Origin of the sequence: Streptomyces sp. NPDC102451, from assembly GCF_044765485.1 — a bacterium.
GTDB lineage: Bacteria > Actinomycetota > Actinomycetes > Streptomycetales > Streptomycetaceae > Streptomyces.
Genome location: NZ_JBIWKD010000004.1, coordinates 256,584 through 277,501 on the forward strand (window position 1 = coordinate 256,584; position 20,918 = coordinate 277,501).

15 protein-coding genes are annotated in these 20,918 nt (G+C 71.7%); 6 read left to right on the forward strand and 9 right to left on the reverse strand.

What is annotated here, in order from left to right:
- Positions 1-7: 7 nt before the first annotated feature.
- The gene (locus ACIRD8_RS11415) at positions 8-1,324 is read right to left on the reverse strand and encodes a glycoside hydrolase family 1 protein (RefSeq protein ID WP_403989099.1); all 1,317 of its coding nucleotides are present in this window, start codon (positions 1,322-1,324) and stop codon (positions 8-10) included.
- 190 nt (positions 1,325-1,514) lie between these two features.
- Between ACIRD8_RS11415 and ACIRD8_RS11420 the strand changes: the two genes are divergently transcribed.
- On the forward strand, positions 1,515-3,131 hold the full coding sequence (locus ACIRD8_RS11420; protein ID WP_403989101.1) for a family 20 glycosylhydrolase: 1,617 nt from the start codon (positions 1,515-1,517) through the stop codon (positions 3,129-3,131).
- A gap of 80 nt (positions 3,132-3,211) precedes the next feature.
- Here the strand turns inward: ACIRD8_RS11420 and ACIRD8_RS11425 are convergent, their stop codons facing one another.
- The gene (locus ACIRD8_RS11425) at positions 3,212-4,165 is read right to left on the reverse strand and encodes an alpha/beta fold hydrolase (protein ID WP_403989102.1); all 954 of its coding nucleotides are present in this window, start codon (positions 4,163-4,165) and stop codon (positions 3,212-3,214) included.
- Positions 4,166-4,447: 282 nt separating this feature from the next.
- Between ACIRD8_RS11425 and ACIRD8_RS11430 the strand changes: the two genes are divergently transcribed.
- Positions 4,448-5,278, forward strand: coding sequence for an alpha/beta fold hydrolase (locus ACIRD8_RS11430; RefSeq protein WP_403989104.1), 831 nt, complete (start codon positions 4,448-4,450; stop codon positions 5,276-5,278).
- 4 nt (positions 5,279-5,282) lie between these two features.
- Here ACIRD8_RS11430 and ACIRD8_RS11435 read toward each other — a convergent pair whose 3' ends face one another.
- Positions 5,283-8,555, reverse strand: a complete 3,273-nt coding sequence (locus ACIRD8_RS11435; protein WP_403989106.1) for a BTAD domain-containing putative transcriptional regulator — start codon at positions 8,553-8,555, stop codon at positions 5,283-5,285.
- A 164-nt stretch (positions 8,556-8,719) separates the two neighbouring features.
- On the opposite strand from ACIRD8_RS11435, the gene ACIRD8_RS11440 reads away from it, so the two are divergent.
- The 3 genes from ACIRD8_RS11440 (at position 8,720) to ACIRD8_RS11450 (ending at position 13,909) form a co-directional block, all read left to right on the forward strand.
- Positions 8,720-9,922, forward strand: a complete 1,203-nt coding sequence (locus ACIRD8_RS11440; RefSeq protein WP_403989108.1) for an SGNH/GDSL hydrolase family protein — start codon at positions 8,720-8,722, stop codon at positions 9,920-9,922.
- Positions 9,923-9,983: 61 nt separating this feature from the next.
- Entirely contained in the window at positions 9,984-11,504 is a 1,521-nt protein-coding gene (locus ACIRD8_RS11445) for an FAD-dependent monooxygenase (protein WP_403989110.1), read from the forward strand.
- A 542-nt stretch (positions 11,505-12,046) separates the two neighbouring features.
- Positions 12,047-13,909, forward strand: coding sequence for an ABC transporter ATP-binding protein (locus tag ACIRD8_RS11450; protein ID WP_403989660.1), 1,863 nt, complete (start codon positions 12,047-12,049; stop codon positions 13,907-13,909).
- A gap of 96 nt (positions 13,910-14,005) precedes the next feature.
- Here the strand turns inward: ACIRD8_RS11450 and ACIRD8_RS11455 are convergent, their stop codons facing one another.
- Together ACIRD8_RS11455 and ACIRD8_RS11460 are read right to left on the reverse strand one after the other, a co-directional pair.
- The gene (locus ACIRD8_RS11455) at positions 14,006-15,640 is read right to left on the reverse strand and encodes a glycosyltransferase (RefSeq protein WP_403989112.1); all 1,635 of its coding nucleotides are present in this window, start codon (positions 15,638-15,640) and stop codon (positions 14,006-14,008) included.
- Positions 15,637-15,798 (reverse strand): hypothetical protein, encoded by a 162-nt coding sequence (locus ACIRD8_RS11460; protein ID WP_403989113.1) that lies wholly within the window; start codon positions 15,796-15,798, stop codon positions 15,637-15,639. Before ACIRD8_RS11460 ends, ACIRD8_RS11455 begins: the two co-directional genes overlap by 4 nt.
- A 282-nt stretch (positions 15,799-16,080) precedes the next feature.
- On the opposite strand from ACIRD8_RS11460, the gene ACIRD8_RS11465 reads away from it, so the two are divergent.
- Positions 16,081-16,683: a sugar O-acetyltransferase gene (locus ACIRD8_RS11465; RefSeq protein WP_403989115.1), complete on the forward strand. Its 603-nt coding sequence runs from the start codon at positions 16,081-16,083 to the stop codon at positions 16,681-16,683.
- A 107-nt stretch (positions 16,684-16,790) separates the two neighbouring features.
- Here ACIRD8_RS11465 and ACIRD8_RS11470 read toward each other — a convergent pair whose 3' ends face one another.
- From ACIRD8_RS11470 to ACIRD8_RS11485, 4 genes are all read right to left on the reverse strand, one after another.
- Positions 16,791-17,018 carry a hypothetical protein gene (locus ACIRD8_RS11470; protein WP_403989117.1) on the reverse strand — a complete coding sequence of 76 codons (228 nt, stop codon included), beginning with the start codon at positions 17,016-17,018 and terminating at the stop codon, positions 16,791-16,793.
- Positions 17,019-17,158: 140 nt separating this feature from the next.
- On the reverse strand, positions 17,159-18,547 hold the full coding sequence (hydA, locus tag ACIRD8_RS11475; RefSeq protein ID WP_403989118.1) for a dihydropyrimidinase: 1,389 nt from the start codon (positions 18,545-18,547) through the stop codon (positions 17,159-17,161).
- A gap of 181 nt (positions 18,548-18,728) precedes the next feature.
- The gene (locus tag ACIRD8_RS11480; protein ID WP_403989120.1) at positions 18,729-20,012 is read right to left on the reverse strand and encodes an aspartate aminotransferase family protein; all 1,284 of its coding nucleotides are present in this window, start codon (positions 20,010-20,012) and stop codon (positions 18,729-18,731) included.
- A complete protein-coding gene (locus ACIRD8_RS11485) occupies positions 20,009-20,851 on the reverse strand; it encodes a nitrilase-related carbon-nitrogen hydrolase (protein WP_403989122.1) in 843 nt (280 codons plus the stop codon). The genes ACIRD8_RS11480 and ACIRD8_RS11485 overlap by 4 nt, the downstream gene beginning before the upstream one ends.
- Positions 20,852-20,918 lie beyond the last annotated feature (67 nt).

Below are 20,918 nucleotides of genomic sequence, written 5' to 3' on the forward strand. Positions count from 1 at the left end.
CAGCAGCCTAACGGGCGGCGCGGACACGGGCGGATCCGGCCGCCGGGCGTCCGTCCGGGTCACCTGGACCGCGTACGTCGGGGATGCGACCGGACCGGGCGAGCGAGCCGAGCCATGCGGCGGACGGCTTGGGCGTCCGGGCGAACGTCTCCGGGTCGACCGCGATCAGTCCGAACGTCGGCCGGTAGGAGCCCCATTCGTAGTTGTCCAGGGCGCTCCAGTGCAGATAGCCGCGTACGTCGATCCCGTCCCCCATGGCCGAGGCGAGGCTCGCCAGCGCCGCCGTGGTGTACGCGATGCGCTGCTCGTCGTCGGCGGTGGCGATGCCGTTCTCCGTGACGAGGACCGGAACGCCCGGGCCGACGACCTCGGCGGTGTGCCGTACGGCCTCCCCCAGTGCCTCGGGGTAGACCTCCCAGCCGGTCAGCGTGGTGGGCACGCCCTGCGGGACGGGCAGCGGGCCGTCCGTCCCGATCCGGTGGCGCGTGTACGCCTGGACGCCGATCCAGTCGTCCTCCCGCGCGGCCTCCAGATAGATGTCCTCACGTGACCGGGCGTACGCCGCCATGGCCTCCGCCGCGCCGGGTTCGGCCTGGTAGGCCTGGTTGGCGACCGTCCACCCCACCTGGAGTGCGGGGTCGGCCACCTTGAGGACGGCGGTGGCGGCCCGGTGGGCGCGGATCAGTGCCTGTGCGACGGCGGCGTCCGGCTCGGCGGAACCGGGGTCGAGGGTGACGCCGGTCCGCTCGCCGCCCTCCGGCCGCCCGGAGGCGTCGTCCGCCGCGAGGCCGGTCCGCCGGATCAGGGTGTGCATCAGCGCGATCATGTTCGGCTCGTTGATGGTGGCCACATGACGGACGCCCGGCAGCAGGATCTCCGTGGCGACGCGCGCGTACGAGGCGAACAGCTCCGCCGAGTCGGGCGAGGCCCAGCCGCCGAGGGCGCTGAACCACCGCGGGGAGGTGAAGTGGTGCAGCGTCACCACCGGGGTCAGCCCGCGCTCCAGGGCCCCGCGCACCATGGCGCGGTAGTGCGCGACGGCGGCCCGCGACACCTGGCCGCGCTCGGGTTCGACACGGGCCCACTCGATGCTGAACCGGTAGGCGTTGAAGCCGAGTCGGGCGAGCAGGTCCATGTCCTCGGGCCAGCGGTGGAAGCTGTCGGCCGCGTCTCCGCTGCGCTCCGCCACGAAGGTGCCGGGCCGGTTCTCGATGGCCCACCAGTCGCTGGAGACGTTGTTCCCCTCGACCTGGTGGGCGGAGGTGGAGGCGCCCATCAGGAAGCCTTCCGGGAGTGCGAGTCCTGGCCCGGTCGGGGGCGTCATAGGGGAGCTCCTTCCGCATCGGAGCAGGGCCCGCAGAGGCCTGCGCCCCCACTCCGTGAAAAGCGTTCATTGATCGGTTTTCGTGTTAGCGTACAGGCGCACCTGGCCTGCAGGAAGAGGCAACGACCTCGGCACCCCACCGCAGGCGCCCGGTTCACCCATCCGCAGAGAGCAGCCGGTGGAGGAGAGCATGAACGCCGTCATTCCCCAGCCCGAGCGGCAGGACACGACCGCCCCCGGCCCGGGTCCGCACCCCGACGGGCCCTGGCGGATCCATGTGGAGGACGACCGCCTCACCGCGATGGCCGGGACCGTCCGGGCCCTGCTCGAACCCCATCTCGGCTCCGGTGCGCACGACCCGGCCGCGCCCGCCACCCTCACGCTCGGCCTCGACGGGACGCTCCCGCCGCACGACGGGACGGTGGGCGTCGCCCCGTGCGGGGCCGCCGCGCCCGTCGACGAGTCGTACCGCCTCACGGTCACCGGCTCCGGCATCACCTGCCGGGCGGCCACCCCCACCGGGGTGTTCCGGGCGGCGGCCACGGCGCTCCAGCTGATCGCCACGTCCTCCGGGCCTCTCCCCCGCCAGGAACTGCGCGACGCCCCCCGCTACGCCTGGCGCGGCCTCCTGATCGACCCGGCGCGCCACCACCTCACGCCCGGCGAGGTGCGCCGGATCATCGACCTGGCGGCGCTCTACAAGCTCAACGTCCTGCACCTGCACCTGACGGACAACGAGGGCTGGCGCCTCGAGATCCCCGGCATCCCCGAGCTCACGGAGAGCGGTCCGGACGGCGTCCCGCGCGACTTCTACACCGCCGAGGAGTACCGCGCCCTCCAGCGGTACGCCGCCGAGCGCTTCGTGACGGTCGTCCCCGAGATCGACCTGCCCGGCCACTGCGCCACCCTGCGTGAGGCGCTGCCGGGGCTCCCGGACGCACCGGCGCCCGAGGGCCTGAAGGGCCGCTTCCCGTACGTCCCGCCCCTCGACCTCACGGACCCGGGCACCCGGAAGACCGTGGCCTCGGTCCTCGCCGGCGTGTGCGGCATGACCGAGGGCCCGTTCGTGCACATCGGCGGGGACGAGGCCGTCGGGGCGACCGCGGACAGCTTCGCGCACGCGATCCGGGAACTCCGTTCGCTGGTGCGGGAGTCGGGGAAGCGCCCGCTGGGCTGGCAGGAGTCCTCACGTGCCGGTGTCGGCCCGGACGACATCGCCCAGTACTGGGTGGACGTGCCGATGATGGACCTGCCGGACACCCCCGAGGAGCTCGCCGACCGCCCCGAACTGCTCGCGGCGGGCCACACCCCCGAACTGATCGCGGCGCTCAAGAGGTTCTTCGCCCCCAGCGACGACGACCTCGGCCGCGTCCTCGAAGGCGGCGGGCGCGTACTCCTGTCACCGCAGTCCCACCTCTACCTGGACCGCGCTTACGCCCCCGAGGTCGTCCCGCCCGCCCAGGCGCCGGCCGCCGCACGCCTCGGTTTTCCCGCGTACCGGCCGCTCGGCGTCCGGCACACCGCCGTCTGGGACCCCGCCTCCCACGCCGTCCCCGACGACCGCGTCGCGGGCGTCGAGGCCACGGTCTTCGGCGAGTCGGTCGAGGGCCTCGACGATGTGACCTTCCTGCTGCTGCCCCGCCTGCCGTCCGTCGCGGCGGCCGCGTGGACCGGCCGCGCACCCCGCTGGGACGACCACCGCGCCCGGGTCGCCCGCCACGCGCGCCTCTGGCGGCAGCGCGGGATCGGCTACCTCGCGTCGGCGGAGATCCCCTGGGACGAGGCCGGAACCGATTCCCGAGGCTGACATCTCCCGTCCCGCGCGCGGCAGTTCACCACCGGTACCGGCGGGCCCGCACCGCCGTCGGGGGCGGGCCCGCCGTGCGCTCAGGCGCGGGAGCGACGGCCGCCCAGGAGAAGGGCGGTACCGCCGGTGAGAGCGAGCAGTGCGGCACCGGCGAGGGCCGGCGTCTCCGTGGAGGCACCGGTACGGGCGAGACCCGGACGGGCGGCGTGGGCGGCCTGGAGGATCAGGTCGGTGACATCGCCGGGGTCGGTCTCCATGACCGCGTGCGGGGCGTCCACCTCGACGGTGGTGGAGCCGGCCCGCTCGGCCATGAACCGCAGGTTCTCGGTGCCGATGGTGCGGTCGTCGGTGGCGACCAGGTACCAGGACGGGATCGTCTTCCAGGCAGGCGTCCCGGACTTCTCCGCGCCGGTCACCGCGGTCGCGGGGCGCTGGGCCGACGCCAGGACGTCCGCCCTGCTCGCGTCCAGCCGGTTGCTCAGGAACACGTCGCTGAACTTGTCGGGCTTGATGTACAGGTCGACGTCGGTGGGCCCGCCGCCGAGCGATACGGCGTCGAGCGCGGTGGGAATCGGCGCCGCGGGGTCGTCCGTGAGCCGGCTGCCGGGGTACTTGGCCGCCAGCTGGAGGGTGGCTTCGCCCCGGTCCGGGGCGAACGCGGCGATGTAGACGAGGGACTTGACGTTCGGGTTGCCGGTGGCCGCGTTGCTGATGACGGCGCCGCCGTAGGAGTGGCCGACCAGGACGATCGGACCCTTGATCGACTTCAGCCGGGCCGCGAGGTAGGCGGAGTCGCCCGACAGGCTGCGCAGCGGATTGGCGGTGGCGACCACCGGATACCCCTTGGCCTGGAGGCTCTCGGTCACCTCACTCCACCCCGAGGCGTCCGCCCAGGCGCCGTGCACCAGCACGACGGTCGGCTTGGCGCTTTCGTGCGACTCCCCGCGGCCGGAGCCTTCGGATGCCGCCGAGGGGCCGGCGGATATCAGCGCCGCCGCGGGGAGGAGCAGGGCGAGGGGGAGAACGCGTCGCATACGTGCGGGCCTTGGCTGCGTCATGACCACTCTTTCGAGGAGGAGGGGGCCGAATGCTGATGACACTGCCGCCGTGAGGAACGCCTGGCACCGTCAGACGGTCCGGGCGGGTGAACGATTCACGCGTTATTTCACGAAATGATGCTTTTTGCGCTTGAAGGTATCGTTTGTAGCGTTTGGTTACGGTCTCGGCCTCCTCGGTGATGGCGTTTCCCGCCCCTGGGAGGCACACGGGTTCCCGCACGTCTCACCGCACGAGCGATTCCAGCGGAAGGAACGGCCATGGGCACGATCACCACGATCGACGGCACGGACATCTACTACAAGGACTGGGGTCCGCGCGACGCCCGGCCGATCGTGTTCCATCACGGCTGGCCGCTCAGCGCGGACGACTGGGACAGCCAGATGCTCTTCTTCCTCGGCCACGGCTTCCGCGTGATCGCCCACGACCGGCGGGGTCACGGGCGCTCCAGCCAGAGCGCCGACGGGCACGACATGGACACCTACGCCGCCGACGTGTGGGCGCTGGCCGAGGCGCTCGACCTGCGGGGAGCGGTGCACATCGGCCATTCCACCGGTGGCGGCGAGGTCGCCCGGTACGTCGCCAGATCGGAGCCCGGGCGGGTGGCGAAGGCCGTGCTCGTCAGTGCGGTGCCGCCGGTCATGCTGAAGTCCGCGTCGAATCCGGGCGGCCTGCCGATCGAGGTCTTCGACGGGTTCCGCGCCTCCCTCGCGGCCAATCGCGCGCAGTTCTACATCGACGTGGCGGCGGGGCCGTTCTACGGCTTCAACCGCCCCGGCGCCGAGGTGTCGCAGGGGCTGATCGACAACTGGTGGAGGCAGGGCATGCGGGGTGCGGCCAACGCCCACTACGAGTGCATCAAGGCCTTCTCGGAGACCGACTTCACCGAGGACCTCAAGAAGATCGAGGTACCGGTCCTGGTCGCCCACGGCACCGACGACCAGGTCGTGCCCTACGAGGACGCGGGCCCCCTGTCGGCGGAGCTTCTGCCGAACGGCAGGCTGAAGAGCTACGAGGGCTACCCGCACGGCATGCTCTCGACGCACCCGGAGGTCCTCAATCCCGACCTCCTGGCGTTCGTGAACGAGTAGGGACTCAGGGGGCGCCGTCCGCCGCGGGTGACGCCCCCCGGCGCAGCAGCGCCGGATCGGTCCGCCTCAGGGCCTCCGGTACGTCCAGCCGCCGGCCGGTCCTGTACGCCTCGGCGAATTCCTCGTCGCCGAGCGCGGACCTGGCACGGCGGCTCAGGGCGCGGATCTGCGGATCGGTACGGTCGTGCGCGCCCCGCAGCCGGGCGGCCGCGCCGAGTACGGCTGCCGCGTCGCGGTGGCGCCCGTACAGTGCGGCGAGCCCGGCCGCGGCCACCGCGACCGTCGCGACGACCGGGAGGTCCTTGCTTCCGACCGCCGCCGCGTACGCCCGGAGCATCGCCTCCTCGGCCCCCGGCCCGTCGCCGAGTTCGAGACAGAGCGAGCCCCGCACCGCGGCGATCAGCGCCTGCCCGTGGTCACCGCCGAGCGGGCGCTGCGCGGACAGCCCGGCCTCGGCCGACCCGACCAGTCCGCGGGCGCGTTCCAGGTCACCGGCCTGCACCCACAGCTCGGCCTCGCACGCGTCGAGCAGGATCGCCATCTCCGGCGACGCCGAGCGCAGCACGCGTTCCCGGGTCGCGGCGATCATCCCGACCGCCCGCGCGGTCTCGCCGAGCCGCATGCGCAGACCGATCGCGCGCAGGTCGATGAAGATCTCGTCGCTGACGCCGAGGGCCCCGAACTCGCCGGCCAGCCGCTTGGCCTCGGCCAGGTCGGCCAGTGCGCCGTCGAGGTCGCCGTCGTACTGCCGGAGCAGCGCGCGCAGTGGCAGCGCCGTGGCCAGGGCCCAGTGGTCGCCCGCCCGGGAGAAGCATTCCAGGGCTGTGGTCACGTCGCTGCGGGCCTGGTCGAGCCGGCCCTCGTTCTCGGCGAGATGGGCCCGGGAGATGCGGGCGAATCCGGCCAGCCATACGTCCGGTCCGTCGGCCAGGCGCCGGATGGTCTCGGCGGACGTCCCGGTCTCCTCCAGGGCGGCCAGCCTGACGGTGGTCAGCGCGCCGCCGAAACCGGGAAGCCCGGGGCGGCCCGGCAGCCGGCCGGTGAAGGCCCGCAGTTGCTCGCCCCCGTCCTTGACCGAGTCGCTGAACAGCGCGCTCTGCGGGGCGAGGGTGTTCAGCAGCAGCATCCCCTCCGCGATCGTGTGCTCCACGCCGGGCCGCCCGGTCGGCACCGCGACGGCCTCCCCCAGCCAGTACGTCGCGTCGTCGTTCCGGCCGAGCATCTGCCAGTACCAGGTCAGGTTCACCGCGAGTCCGGTCGCGCCGTCGGCGTCGCCGGTGTCGCAGAGGTGGCGCAGTGCGGCAAGGACGTTGTCGTGCTCCGCGCGCAGGGCACGTAGTGCGTGGAGCTGCCCCGGGCCGCGGAGCTGGGGATCGTGGTGGGCGACCAGCCCGGCGAAGTGCCGGGCGGCCAGGTCCCGTACGCCGGTGAGGGCGTCCTGCCGGGCCAGGCTCTCCAGCCCGTATTCGCGGATCGTCTCCAGCATCCGGTACCGGCCGGTGTCCGGTGCGAGCTGGAGCAGTGACCGGTCGACCAGGTCCGCGAGCAGCTCCGGGACCTTGTCGGCCGGCACCCCGGTGTCCGTACGGACCGCGGTGGCCGAGGCAGGCGTGACACCGCCGGGCAGGACCGCGATGCGCTCCGCGACCGTACGGGCGTCCTCGTGGAGCAGGTCCCAGCTCCAGGCGATGACGGCCCGCAGGGTGCGGTGCCGGGGAAAGGCCGTCCGGCTGCCGGTGGTGAGCAGCCGGAACCGGTCGGACAGCCCGACGGCCAGGTCGGCGAGCGAGAGCGTACGCAGGCGCGCCGCGGCCAGCTCCAGGGCGAGCGGCAGGCCGTCCAGGCTGCGGACGATGCGCAGCACCTCGCCGAGGTTGTGCTCGTCGACGCCGAACCCGGGCCGTACGGCGGCCGCCCGCTCGGTGAACAGACGCACTGACGGCGTACGGCACGCCTGTTGGAGCTCCGCGTCCGGCTCGGGCAGCGGGAGCGGGCCGAGCGGGACCAGGGCCTCGCCGTCGACCGCCAGTGGTTCCCGGCTGGTGGCCAGCACCCGCAGCCCGGCGCAGCGTGACAGCAGCGCCGGGACCAGATGCGCGACGGCGTCGATGAGGTGCTCGCAGTTGTCCACCACGAGCAGACTCTCCCGGCCGTTCAACTGGTCGGCCAGCACGTCCAGCTCGCCGACCGGGTCGCTGCGCAGCTTCGCCGAGGCCTCGAACAGGGCCGAGCCGCGCAGCCCGATGGCGACCAGCAGCGCCCCGCCGACCTTGGCCGGGTCGGTGACCTGGGCGAGGTCGATCAGCCAGGCGCCGTCGCGGTACGCCTGGCGGTGGCGGCGCGCGGCCTCGACGGCGAGGCGCGTCTTGCCCGCACCGCCGGGACCGAGGACGGTGACCAGGCGCCCGGTGGCGAGCAGCGTGTCGATGCGGGCGAGGTCGTCCTCCCGGCCGACGAAGCTGGTCAGCGGCGCGGGCAGGTTGCCCCGCTCCTCCCGCTCGACGGCGTCGGCGGCGGGCGCGGGCCGCTCGGCCCGCAGCAGGCGCAGGTGGCGCTCGCGCAGGGCGGCGCCCGGGTCGGCGCCGAGGGTGTCGGCCAGGGTCTCGCGGAACCGCTCGTACCGTGCGAGGGCCTCGGCCTGGCGTCCCAGGGCGGCGAGCGCGTCCATGAGCAGGGCGGCGGCCCGTTCGTGGACGCGGTGCTCGGCCAGCAGGGCGGTCAGACGGGAGGCGGCGGCGTCGGCACGGCCCAGAGACAGCTCGGCGTCGGCGAGGTCGGCGACGGCCTCGACCGAGACATGGGCCAGCCGGGTCGCGGCGGCGGGCGCCACCGGGGCGATGACGGCGGGCTCGGCGCCGGGACGGTCGCCCCACAGGTCCACGGCCTCGCCTAGCAGGGCTGCCGCGGCGTCCGGGTCGCCGGAGCGCAACCGGTCGCGGCCTGCGGCGGCACGCTGCTCGAACAGCAGCGCGTCCACATCGGCCGTGTCCACGTCCAGCCGGTAACCGCCCCCGAGCCGGGTCACGTCACCGGCCGAACCGAGGGCCCGGCGCAGCCGCGAGACGAGTGCCTGCAAGGCATGGGCGGGACCGGCCGGCGGATCCTCGGTCCAGATCGCGTCGACCAGGGCGCTCTGCTCGACCGCGCGCCCGCCGGCGAGCGCCAGCCGTACGACGAGGCTCCGCAACCGGGCTCCGGGGACGGGCAGGACGGTGTCACCACGAGACGCCTGAAAGGCGCCGAGCAGTGTGAGGCGAAGCCGCGCGTCCCCGTCCATGACCCGATCTTCGCCCGGGCGCGCTCGCGTGGCCAAATCGCGGACGCGGGGCGGCGGCTCCCTGTGTGCCGCCGTGTCAGCGCCGTGTGCGCCCCGTGTGAGCGGCCCGCGCCAGTCTTCGCTGCAGCAGAAGGAACCACCACCGACGACGGAGGAAGAGACTGATGACTGAGACGGTCCCCACCGGCTCCCACGCCACGGACGACGGCTGGGTACGGACATGGGGTGCAGCCCCGCACGCACCACTGGAGGCACTCGGGCCCGTTCCGTCCTTCTCCGACACCACCGTGCGTCATGTGGTGCGCATCAGCGGAGGCGGGCGCCAGGTGCGCGTCCGCTTCACCAACGAGTACGGGACCGCGCCCCTCACCATCGGCGCGGCGCGGGTGGGCGTGGTGGCGCCCGACGGGGTCCGGCCGGGCGGCGACCGTGTGCTGACCTTCGCCGGCAGTCCGACCGCGACCGTCCCGGCGGGCGCCCCGATCCTCAGCGATCCGGTGGACCTGCCCCTGCCCGCCCTCTCGGAGCTGTCCATCGGCCTCTACCTGCCGGAGCGGGTGGAGACCTGCACCTGCCACGCCATGGGGGTGCAGACCTGCTGGGTGATCCCGGGCAACGCCGTGGCCGACCCGACCGACCCCGACATGGCCACGTCCCTGCCTCTGCTGGCCTTCGTCTCGGCGGTGGAGGTGCTTCCCGACGGCCCGGCCAGGACCGTCGTCGTGATCGGCGACTCCCTCACCGACGGCGTGGGCTCGACCCCGGGCACCGACCGCCGCTGGACGGACCGTCTGGCCGAGCGCCTCGCCGAACGCGGCGCGCCCGCCATCTCGCTCTCCAACCAGGGCATCGGCGGCAACCGGCTGCTGAACGACGGCTTCGGCGACTCGGCGCTGGCCCGCTTCGACCGCGACGTACTGGCGACTCCGGGCCTCAGTCATGTGGTGGTGTCCGAGGGCATGAACGACATCGCCGTCTCCTTCGCCCCGCGCGACGACGGGGCCCTCGCCGGGTTCGTCGCGCTCTTCCCTGGCGCACCGGTGACGACGGACGACGTCATCGCGGGCTACCGCCGGCTGATCGCCCGGGCCCACGGACACGGGGTCACGATCTACGCCGCCACGCTCACGCCCTGGGAGGGCGCCGACATGTTCTCGGCGGACGGCGAGAAGGCCCGCCAGGAGGTCAACGGCTGGATCCGCACCGGTGGCGCCTTCGACGGGGTGCTGGACTTCGACGCCGTCTGGCGCGACCCGGCCCGCCCCGCCCGGATCAGGGACGGGTTCCACGCGGACGACCACCTGCACGGCACCGACGCGGGCTACCTGGCCCTGGCGGACTCCGTCGACCTCTCGCTGTTCCGGTGAGGCGCCCGCATTCCTCGGGGCCCCCGGTCCGCTCGACGACCCACACAGAAGGAGATCTCTGATGTACGACGTGACGATCGTGGGAGCCGGCCCGGTCGGCCTGTTCCTCGCCTGCGAACTCGGCCTCGCGGGCTGTTCCGTCCTGGTGCTCGAACGGGAGCCGGAGCTCCGCTCCCCGTGGACGGCGCACCCGCTCGGGATGCGGGGCCTGTCCGCCGCCTCGGTCGAGGCGTTCCACCGCCGCGGGATGCTGCACCCGCTGCTGGCGGCGTCGGGCGTACGCGACGATCCCGGCACGGACCCCGACCCGGAGAAGGCGCCTCCGCCCCGGGGCGTGAGCCACTTCGCCGGCATGATGCTCGACCCGGCCGACATCGACGTCACCGCCCTGCCGTTCCGGCTTCCCGGCCCGGCGACGGAGGGCGTGATGACGACGCTCGAAGCGGTGGGGACGGTGCTGTCCGAACGCGCGGCGGAACTCGGTGTACGGATCGTGCGGGGTGCCGAGGTCTCCGAGGTCACCCAGGACGGGGAGACGGTCAACGCGCGGGCCGGCGAACAGACCTACACCGCACGCCTGTTGGTCGGCTGCGACGGCGGACGCAGCGCGGTGCGCAAGCTCGCGGGCTTCGACTTCGTCGGTACGGAGCCGCAGTTCACCGGCTACACCATGCTCGCCACCATCGCCGACCCCGAGAAACTGAGCCCTGGCTTCACCCTGACGCCGACGGGCATGTACCTCCGGATGCCCACACAAGGGCACGTCGGCATGCTGGACTTCGACGGCGGTGCGTTCGACCGGTCGCAGCCGCCGACACGCGACCACCTCCAGGCCGTCCTGCGCCGCGTGTCCGGCACGGACGTGACGCTCGACGACGTCCGTCTCGCCTCGTCCTTCACCGACCGGGCGATGCAGACGACGACCTACCGTCGGGGCCGCGTCCTGCTCGCGGGCGACGCCGCACACATCCACTCCCCCCTCGGAGCGCAGGGACTGAACACCGGCATCGGCGACGCAGTCAACCTGGGGTGGAAGCTCGCGGCGACCGTGCACGGTCACGCACCGGACGGGCTTCTCGACACCTACACCCGCGAGCGCCATCCGATCGGCGCGCAGGTACTCGACTGGACACGCGCCCAGGCGGCCGTGATGAAGCCGGACCCACAGGCCCAGGCGATCCAGGCACTGGTGCGCGAGGTGCTCGGGACGCGTGACGGAACGACGTACGTGTACAGGCGGACATCGGGCTCGTCGAACCGCTACGACCTCGGCAGCGAACACCCGCTGGTCGGCCGCGACGCCCCGGACTTCCGCCTCCAGGACGGCACCCGTCTCGGCGACCTGACGCAGGACGGGCGGGGCGTCGCGCTCGATTTCAGCGCGGACCGACGCCTGCTCGGTTCGGCGACGGGCCACGAGAGGCGGATACGGTACGTGGCCGGGTCGGCAAGGAACGACCTCGGCTGCGGTGCCGTTCTCGTCCGCCCCGACGGCGTCGTCGCCTGGGCGGGCGACCGCGAACCCGACCGTGCGGCCTTCGAGCGGGCCGCCGGCCGTTGGTTCGGCGCCCCCGCGATGTGACCTCTGCGGTCATCGGGCGACTGTGCTGGGCGGCGTACCGGCCTCGGCCGGACGCCGCCCCCACCCGCATCACCGAGGCAATGCCCCGAAGGAGTGACGCCACCTGATCGAACGAGTTTGGATCCCGGCCACCGGAGCCTGCCCCGCCAATCCCCGTCATGAGAACACGCGTTCACGAAATGCCCGCCATCGGGCCGTTACGGGACCGGATCCGGCGCGTTTTTGGAGCACCAGTGCCACCTCGCGGCCCAGATGGAGGACGCCATGCACCTTGCTCCCACGCGCACCGATCAGCCCCCTGGATTCGAACGGCGGCCCTTCTCCACGCCGCGCGGCGTTGACGACGTCATCGGCCCGGCACGACCGGCTGCGGGGCGGGCGGCATGAGCGAGCCCACCGATGTCTCACCCGACGGTGTCCCGGGGCCGCGCGTCACCCCGCCGCCCGCCGCGACACTTCCCGGCGACTCGCACGACACACCCGGTGCTCCTTCCGGCGCCCAGCAGCCCGCGTCCGACGCGACGAGCGATCCGGGGCCGCAGATGCGGTACGTCGACCTGACCGGCAGTCGCGAAGCGGCCGGCCGCTCGATCCGCATGCGTGACATGGCCCGGCGCCTTCCGCAGCTGGTGCGCCGCTCCCTGGGTCTCGCCTGGCGGGTCGACCGGAGAGCGACCACCGGTCTCCTGCTGTGCCAAGCCACCGCAGGCGTGATGCAGGCCCTGGGCCTGGTCGCCATCAGCGGCACCCTCACCGCGCTCCTCACCGGCGGAGACATCTACCACCGGCTCCTCGACGCCTGGCCGTCCGTAGCGCTTCTGGCCGGAGCCTCCGGGGCACGCGCGCTCCTGGGGATCATCGTCAACTGGCTGTCCTCCCGCCTCGGCCCGCTGATGTCCCGCGAGGCCGAGCAGATGCTGCTCACCGGCTGCGCCGAGGTGGAGTTGTGTGCGTACGACGACCCCGGCTTCAACCGCGACCGCGAGGCCGCCGACCGCGGGGCGCAGGTCACCGGTGACCTGATCGACGAGGGCCAGGACCTCATCGCGTCGGGCGCCAGTTTCCTCGCCGGGGCGATCGTGCTGGCCGGCGTGCACTGGGTCCTCCTCCCGCTCCTGGTGGCAGCCAGCCTCCCGCAGGCCCTGGCCCAGGTCAGTGCCGCCCGTGTGCGCTACCTGGCGAATCTGCGGAGCAACGGCGATCAGCGGATGCTGTCGGTGCTGCGCTGGCACATCTACACGAAGGACGCCGCCGACCAGATCCGCGCGGGCACCATGGCGGGCTTCCTGTCCGGCCGGTACCGGCAGACGGTCTCCCGGATCAACCGTGAGGACAGGGCCGCGGCCGACAAGGGCGCCCGGATGTCCCTGTTCGGAGCGGTGTGCGGAGGGCTGGGATCGGCGGTGGTGTGGGCGGCGGTCGTGTGGCTGCTCGCGACCGGCAGCATCACCGTGGGTCGTGCCGGGACGGCCGTGTTCGCTCTGCAGACGGTCGGTATGTCGGTCCGCGGTCTGGTGTCCGTCGGCGCGCGCGCCGTGCGCACGGGGCTGTACATGGACGACTGGACCGGCTTCCTCGACAAGGCCGGCGGCTTCCGGATGCGTCGGGGCCCCCGCCGTCCCGGTCCGCCGAAGACGATCGAGATCACGTCGGTCTCCCACCGGTACGCCGGCAAGGACCGCGACGCGCTGTCCGATGTCTCGCTCACCTTGCGCCGCGGGGAGGTCACCGCCCTGGTGGGCTTCAACGGTTCGGGCAAGTCGACGCTGTCGAAGCTGGTCAGCGGCCTCTATCTGCCGACGGACGGGCAGGTGCTGTGGGACGGCGTCCCGACCTGCGACGCCGACCCGCAGGCGCTGTGGCAGCAGGTGGCCCTGGTGCCCCAGGACTACGCGCACTGGCCCCTGACGGTCCGCGAGAACGTGACCCAGGGACAACCCGTGGCCGGCGGCGACGCCGCGGTACGGGAGGCGTGCGAGGCGTCCGGTGCCGACGAGGTCGTGGACAGGCTCGGCGCCGGCCTGGACACCCTCCTGGCCCGGGAGTGGCTCAACGGGGAGGAACTCAGCGGCGGTCAGTGGCAGCGCATCGCCCTCGCGCGGTCGTTCTACCGCCAGGCCGGGCTGCTGGTCCTCGACGAGCCGACCGCGAACCTCGACCCACGCGCCGAGCACTCCATCTTCCAGCGGCTACGGGGGCTCGCCCGGGATCGCGTGGTGCTCCTGGTGACCCACCGCATCACCAATGTCGCCGTCGCCGACCGGATCGTGGTCCTCGACGAAGGCAGGATCGTCCAGGAGGGAACCTACGCACAGCTCGCTCAGCAGCCGGGTCTTTTCGAGCAGTTGCTGTCCTACCAGATCACGTCCGAGGAGAACGACGAGAGGCACGGGACACCCGCGTGAGCCGCCCGGTGCCACTCGGAAGACCCCGCCATGAGTCAGCGGTTCAGGCTTCCCTGTCAGCGGCCCTGGCCGCTCTTCGGCCCGATTCCTTCAGGTTCAGGACGGGACGGGAATTCCCTTCCCCGCCACATTCTCATGACCGCCACGGGTGACTTCGATGCCGGCACGGGTGCCCCAGCGGTTGACGTGATGACAGGTGGCCATCGCGTAGAAGTACATCGGCCGCAGGACCAGGGCCCGCCACACCGAGGCCACGGGGGCGAGGGCGAAGAGCAGGAGGGTCTGGTGGAACCGCATGTCGGTACGGTGGACGGTGAACAAGCGCAGAGCCATCAGATAGCTCATCGCGGTGCCGATGACGACGCCTGCCAGCGCGAGAGTACCGACGTGGCCGCGCAGGCCGGGGTCGGCGAGGATCACGGCCGGGATGGCGATGCCGAGGGCGATGTGGACGTACTCGGCGACGGTGCTCCAGAACACGACGCCGTGCAGCGGCATGTAGCGCAGCCACCACAGGTGACGGACCGTCGTGCCGCGCATCCAGCGCATCTGCTGGCGCAAGTAGTGCGAGGGACGCTCGGGGACGAGGGTGAAGACGAGCGACGAGGGCTGGTGGACGGTGTCACCGGCGAGCAGCCCGTAGAAGGTGAGCATGGAGTCGTCGTTCATCTGCATCGGCCGGCCCCGGAACATCTCGCGCTCGTAGACGCCGGCCGCCTCGCGGACGATGCGCGCCCGGTAGAAGGCGAGGGTGCCGGAGTTGATGGTGACCCGGCCCAGGACGGACTGGGCGGAGCGCAGGCCACGGGTGAAGGGCAGATAGAGCAGGTTGGTCATCCGGGCCAGGAGGTTCGCGGCGTGGTTGAGGACCAGAACCTGTCCCGCGACAGAGGTGATCTTCGGGTCGGCGAACGGCTTGAGGCCTTCGGCCACGGCCTCGGAGTCGAGGACGGAGTCGCTGTCGAGAGTGACGAAGACATCGGCGTCGTCGTCCGCGAGGACGTGCATCTGGGCGTAGCGCTTGCCCCGGTTGGGGGTGCGGTCCCAGGTCACCTCGACTCTCCGCGCGGCGGCCCGTTCGAAGAGTTCGGCGCGGATGTCGTCGTACGTCATGGGACTGCCGTCCGGGTACGCCGAGCCGTCGTCGACGACCCGGATCCGGTCGACGGGCCGCGACTGGACCAGAGTTGAGTGCAGACAGGCGCGCAGCGCGTCGGGGTCCTCGTTGTAGACGGGGATCTGCACGGTGACCTTCAGCGCGTCGAGTCGCGCCCGCGACTCGGGGGGCGCGGTCCGGGGGCGCTCCAGCCAGGACAGCGGAACCCACCAGAGCAGCAGGAACGACACCAGCCACGGCATCACGATGCCCTCGCTCCCGCCCACGAGTGCGACGACCGTGCTGTAGATGTGGGCGACTCCCCAAGCCAGGAACGCCGCCAAGGGGATCGCCCCCAGCACCATCACACCGGCCGAGGAGACATGCCAGGCCCGCGGGAGGGAGGCGACTCCTGGCCACCGCTTCGGTACGGCCCTGGCTGACGGCACCTCGGGCGCGGCAGGCTGTCGCTCGCGGCGCGCCTCGACGACGGTGCCGCAGAGGCGGGTGACGCCCCAGACCAGGAACCCCGCCAAGGGGATCGCCCCCAGCACCATCACACCGGCCGAGGAAGCGCGCCGGGTCCATGGCCCGGAGGGCTGCGCGCGGTCGAGCGTCCCGACGGACGGCGTCACTCCTCGACCGGTCCCTTGCCTCGCCTGAACGACATCCTGACCGTCACCGCGCCCAGCAGCACGGCGCTCACGCTCGCGACCACCAGCCAAACCTGACCGGTGGCCAGGCCCGTGGCTGCCAGCGTGCTCCCGGGCCCCACGATCGAACCGTACGGCATTTCGCCTCCTAGGGGATGAATGATGCGATTTGCCTTTTATAGTTGCCATCCCTTCACCGTGCACCCCAGGGGACGCCGCCCGAGGGCGGCTGAAGCGATCGCCCGGGAGTACACACAGCGGGGCGCCGGATCGGACCTGGGCGGTCGACCCGGTGCGTGCTGTCGGCCTTTCTCCCGCAGACCCGCACCGGCGGCTGTGCACTGCGCCTAGGCTCTGGGTTACCTGGCGACCAGGAGCACCGATCCTGTGCCCGAAGACGTGAATGAAGGGAGCGGTCCCCGGTGGCGGATGCGCATGACGAAGAAGTGCTCGCCCGGATCGCCCAAGGGCTCGTCTACACCGAGTCGGAAGCGGCCACGCACGCCTCCGGACGCCGCACGGAGCAGATCTTCGAGTACAACCACACACCTCCGGGTGAGGAGGAGAGGCGTCGGTCCCTGCTCGTCGAGATCTTCGGCTCCGTCGGTGAGCGCACGGTGCTGCTGCCACCGTTCCACGCGGCGTTCGGCAGCAACACCCACGTCGGCGACGACTTCTTCGGGAACGTGAACCTGACGTGTGTCGATGACGTGGACATCCGGATGGGCGACGGCGTCATGATCGCTCCCAGCGTGACACTGACCACGACGGGGCACCCGGTGCATCCCTCGCGCAGAGCCGACTTCGGGCGGTTCTCCGAACCGATCGTGATCGAGGACAAGGTGTGGATCGGCAGCAACGTGGTGGTCCTGCCGGGCGTCCGTATCGGATACGGATCAGTCATCGGCGCCGGCAGCGTCGTCAGCCGCGACATTCCCCCGATGACCGTCGCGATCGGAACTCCCTGCCGCGTGGTCCGCGACATCACGGATGAGGACCTCACCACCCGCCTTGCCGGCCGATAGGCGGTCCCATCCGGCTCGGCGGGCGGGCCCGGCAGGCCGACGACTGCACGACACGGCTGTCCCGTGCGCTGCCCCTCGCGCCGTCACCCATCGGTGGCCGCGCACGACTACTCTTGGTGTCCGGGAGCCAAGTCCTCGATGGCTGCGTCGGCCCCTGCGGGGCGGAAGCCGTCCGAGGACACATATCCCAGGGTGGCGGGGCCGAGCAGTTCGGCAAGCCCTGACTCGGGCGACACGACCACCGTCACACCGCCGGACGGCGCGAGCGAGACGGGTCCAGCGGCCAACGTCTCCCACAGGCCACGCGCACGGACCAGCAACTGATCGGCGCTCATGCCCTGGTCCTGCCACCCCTGGTTCGCCGGGCGCCGGGAATCCGGCCGGCCGGCGTGACCGCAACACGCAATGTTCGACGGGCGATTCTCCCGTCGCCCTCACCGGCAACCGCCGGAGGCGGACCAAGCACTCCGCCCGCTCACAGGTACTGGCACAGGCCCCGAGGCACGTACACCCCGTGCCCAGGATGCCCGACGTACCTGCCCCCCTCGATGACCGGGACACCGCGCGACAGGACCGTCTCGACCCGCCCGGTGATCCGCTTGCCCTCGTACGCCGAATAGTCCACGTTCATGTGGTGTGTCTCGGCCGACAGCACCTGCTCGGCCTCCGGGTCGTACAGCACGATGTCCGCGTCCGCGCCCGGCGCGATCGTCCCCTTCCTCGGGTAGAGGCCGAACATCTGAGCCGGTGCGGCGCAGGCGATCTCGATCCAGCGGCGGCGGGAGATGTGCCCGTCCACCACCGCCTGGTGCAGCAGGTCCATCCGGTGTTCCACGCCCGGCATGCCGTTGGGGATCTTCGAGAAGTCGCCGAGACCCATGTCCTTCTGGCCCTTGAAGCAGAATGGGCAGTGGTCGGTGGAGACGACCTGCAGATCGTTGGTCCGCAGCCCGCGCCACAGTGCCGCTTGGTGCTCCTTCGGCCGGAGCGGCGTCGAACAGACGTATTTGGCGCCCTCGAAGTCCGGCTCGGCAAGGTTGTCGGTGGACAGGAACAGGTACTGCGGGCACGTCTCGCCGAACACGGGCAGTCCCTCGTCGCGGGCGCGAGTCAATTCCGCCAGGGCCTCCTGGGCCGAGACGTGAACGACGTAGACCGGGGAACCGGCGACCTGGCTCAGGCGGATGACACGGTGTGTCGCTTCGGCTTCCAGAAGAGCCCTGCGCACCTCTCCGTGGTATCGCGGGTCGCGTTCCCCTCGCGCGAGGGCCTGCTCCACCAGGACATCGATGGCGATGCCGTTCTCGGCGTGCATCATGACCAGACCGCCGTTCGTGCCCGCTTGCTGCATGGCCCTGAGGATCTGCCCGTCATCCGAGTAGAACACTCCGGGATACGCGGTGAAGAGCTTGAACGAGGTCACGCCTGCCTCGATCAGCTTGTCCATCTGTTTGAGGGACGAGTCATTCACATCGGACATGATCATGTGAAATCCGTAGTCGACCGCGCAGTTCCCGTCGGCCTTCTCGTGCCACGTGTCGAGCCCTTCCCGCAGCGAACCCCCCTTCGACTGGATGGCGAAGTCGACGATCGTGGTGGTGCCTCCCCAGGCGGCCGCCCGGGTTCCGGTTTCGAAGGTGTCGGAGGCCGTGGTGCCGCCGAACGGCATCTCCATATGAGTGTGGCCGTCCACCCCGCCCGGGATGACGTACTTCCCCCGTGCGTCGATGACTCGGTCAGCCGTCCATCCGTGACTGTCGGGAGTGGCCAGAGCGACGACCCGGCTCTCTTCGACGAGCACGTCCACGTGGAGTTCGTCGGACGCGGTGATGACCAGACCACCGGTGATCAGGGTGCGTGCCACAGCTCAGCTCCATTCACTTCGGATCGAGGAATCGCGTGCACGGGGCCGCGACACCACTGCGTGTCAGGACGGCCTCGCCCAGAAGGAGTGAGGGTGCGGCTCATGTACCCCTCCTGGTGCGTGATGGCGTACGGGACGGGGGCCGGCCCCGCGGCGGGGACGCCGCCGCGGGCCCCGGCTCTCAGGTGGCCGCGTGCAGCGCCTCGCCCAGGATCTCCGCGCCCTGCTCGGCCTCGGCGACGGTGAGCGAGAGGGGCGGCGCGATCCGCAGGACGCTGGTGTCGTGGCCGCCGCCCTTCCCGATGAGCAGCCCGCCCTCCCGCGCCGCTTCGAGCACGGCTGCGGCTGCCTCCGGGGCGGCCTCGTCGGTGCCGGGCTTCACCAGTTCGATGCCGATCATGAGCCCTCTGCCGCGCACCTCCCGTACGGCCGGGGAGCTCGCCCCGACCGCGCGGAGCCGTTCGATGAGCAGGCCGCCGACCCGCCGGGCATTGCCCTGGAGGTCGTGCTCCAGCAGGTACGAGAGGTTGGCGAGTCCGGCCGCCATGGTGACCGGGGATCCGCCGAACGTCGAGATGGAGTTGGCGTCCAGGCAGTTCATGACGTCGGCCCGGGCGACGACACCGCCGATGGACATGCCGTTGCCGATGCCCTTGGCGAAGGTGAGGATGTCCGGCGGCCCGCTCGAAGCGTGCGCCTGCCAGCCCCAGAAGTGGTCGCCGGTGCGTCCCCAGCCGGTCTGCACCTCGTCGGAGATCCACAGGATGCCGTGCCGGTCGAGGACTTCCCGGAAGGCGGCGTACAACCCGTCGGGGGGTGCGGTGAACCCGCCGACCCCCTGCACGGGTTCGGCGATCAGTGCCGCGGGGTTCCGGGTGTGTCCGAGCAGGTCCTCCAGGTCGGCCACGCAGGCCTTGATGAACCGTTCGTCGCTCAGCTCCGCGTACGGTCCCCGGCCGCGGACCCCGCCATGGACGTACAGCGTCTGGAGCGGCGACAGACTCGTCGTCGACCAGGACCTGTTGCCCGTGATGGACACGGCCGAGAACGACCTGCCGTGGTAGCTGTTGCGCATCGCCAGGATCTGGTTGGACCCGCGGTAGGCGGTGGCGAGCAGCAGGGCGGTGTCGTTGGCCTCGGTGCCCGAGGTGGTGAAGAAGACCCGGGCGTCGGGGATGCCGGAGAGCGTGGCGATCCGTTCGGCGAGCTCGACCATCGGGCGGTTGAGGTAGAGGGTCGAGGAGTGGATGATCCGGCTGGCCTGTTCGGAGACGGCCTTGGTCACCTCGGGCAGCGCGTGCGCCGTCATGGTCGTGAGGATGCCGCCGAAGAAGTCGAGGTAGCGGTTGCCGTCCGCGTCCCAGACATGACGGCCCTCGCCGTGGGTGAGCTCCAGGGGGTTCCGGTAGTAGAGCGCCAGCCAGTCGGGGCTGACGGCGAGGTGCCGCTCGTGCAGTCCGGTCACGGCTCCACCAGCCCGTCGTACGCGTCGGGCCTGCGGTCCCGGTAGAAGGCCCACTGCTGGCGGACCTGTTCGATCAGCCCGAAGTCCAGGTCGCGTACGACGAGTTCCTCCTCCTTGTCGCTCGCCACATCACCGACGAACTGGCCGCGCGGGTCGACGAAGTAGCTCGTGCCGTAGAAGTCGTTGTCGCCGTACTCCTCCTGGCCGACGCGGTTGATCGCGGCGATGAAGTACTCGTTGGCGACGGCGGACGCGGGCTGCTCCAGCTGCCACAGGTAGCCGGAGAGGCCCCGGGAGGTGGCAGACGGGTTGTACACCAACTGAGCGCCGTTGAGCCCGAGTTGGCGCCAGCCCTCGGGGAAGTGCCGGTCGTAGCAGATGTAGACGCCGACCTTGCCGACGGCGGTGTCGAAGACCGGCCAGCCGACGTTGCCGGGCTTGAAGTAGTACTTCTCCCAGAAGCCCTTGACCTGCGGGATGTGGTGCTTGCGGTACTTGCCGAGGTAGGAGCCGTCGGCGTCGATCACCGCCGCGGTGTTGTAGTAGAAGCCGGACTGCTCGACCTCGAAGACCGGCACGACGATCACCATGCCCGTCTCCCGGGCCAGGTCACGCATGCGCCGGACCGTCGGCCCGTCCGGGACGGGTTCGGCCCAGCGGTAGTGCTCGGGCTCCTGGACCTGGCAGAAGTAGGGGGCGTTGAACACCTCCTGGAAGCCGATGATCTGCGCGCCCTGCCGGGCGGCCTCGCGCGCGTGTTCCTCGTGCTTGGCGATCATGGATTCGGTGTCGCCGGTCCAGGTCGCCTGGACGAGTGCGGCGCGTACGACGTGGGACATGAGCTGCTCCTTCGACGCGGCGTCAGAGAGCCTCTACGTTCTCTACGCCCGTAGACACGGTGCATAG

What these genes read in the sequence shown, in the direction of transcription:
- ACIRD8_RS11415 (WP_403989099.1), bottom strand. Translation starts at nt 1,324, where the DNA reads ATGACGCCCCCGACCGGGCCAGGACTCGCACTCCCGGAAGGCTTCCTG.
- ACIRD8_RS11420 (WP_403989101.1), top strand. Translation starts at nt 1,515, where the DNA reads ATGAACGCCGTCATTCCCCAGCCCGAGCGGCAGGACACGACCGCCCCC.
- ACIRD8_RS11425 (WP_403989102.1), bottom strand. Translation starts at nt 4,165, where the DNA reads ATGCGACGCGTTCTCCCCCTCGCCCTGCTCCTCCCCGCGGCGGCGCTG.
- ACIRD8_RS11430 (WP_403989104.1), top strand. Translation starts at nt 4,448, where the DNA reads ATGGGCACGATCACCACGATCGACGGCACGGACATCTACTACAAGGAC.
- ACIRD8_RS11435 (WP_403989106.1), bottom strand. Translation starts at nt 8,555, where the DNA reads ATGGACGGGGACGCGCGGCTTCGCCTCACACTGCTCGGCGCCTTTCAG.
- ACIRD8_RS11440 (WP_403989108.1), top strand. Translation starts at nt 8,720, where the DNA reads ATGACTGAGACGGTCCCCACCGGCTCCCACGCCACGGACGACGGCTGG.
- ACIRD8_RS11445 (WP_403989110.1), top strand. Translation starts at nt 9,984, where the DNA reads ATGTACGACGTGACGATCGTGGGAGCCGGCCCGGTCGGCCTGTTCCTC.
- ACIRD8_RS11450 (WP_403989660.1), top strand. Translation starts at nt 12,047, where the DNA reads ATGCGGTACGTCGACCTGACCGGCAGTCGCGAAGCGGCCGGCCGCTCG.
- ACIRD8_RS11460 (WP_403989113.1), bottom strand. Translation starts at nt 15,798, where the DNA reads ATGCCGTACGGTTCGATCGTGGGGCCCGGGAGCACGCTGGCAGCCACG.
- ACIRD8_RS11470 (WP_403989117.1), bottom strand. Translation starts at nt 17,018, where the DNA reads ATGAGCGCCGATCAGTTGCTGGTCCGTGCGCGTGGCCTGTGGGAGACG.
- ACIRD8_RS11485 (WP_403989122.1), bottom strand. Translation starts at nt 20,851, where the DNA reads ATGTCCCACGTCGTACGCGCCGCACTCGTCCAGGCGACCTGGACCGGC.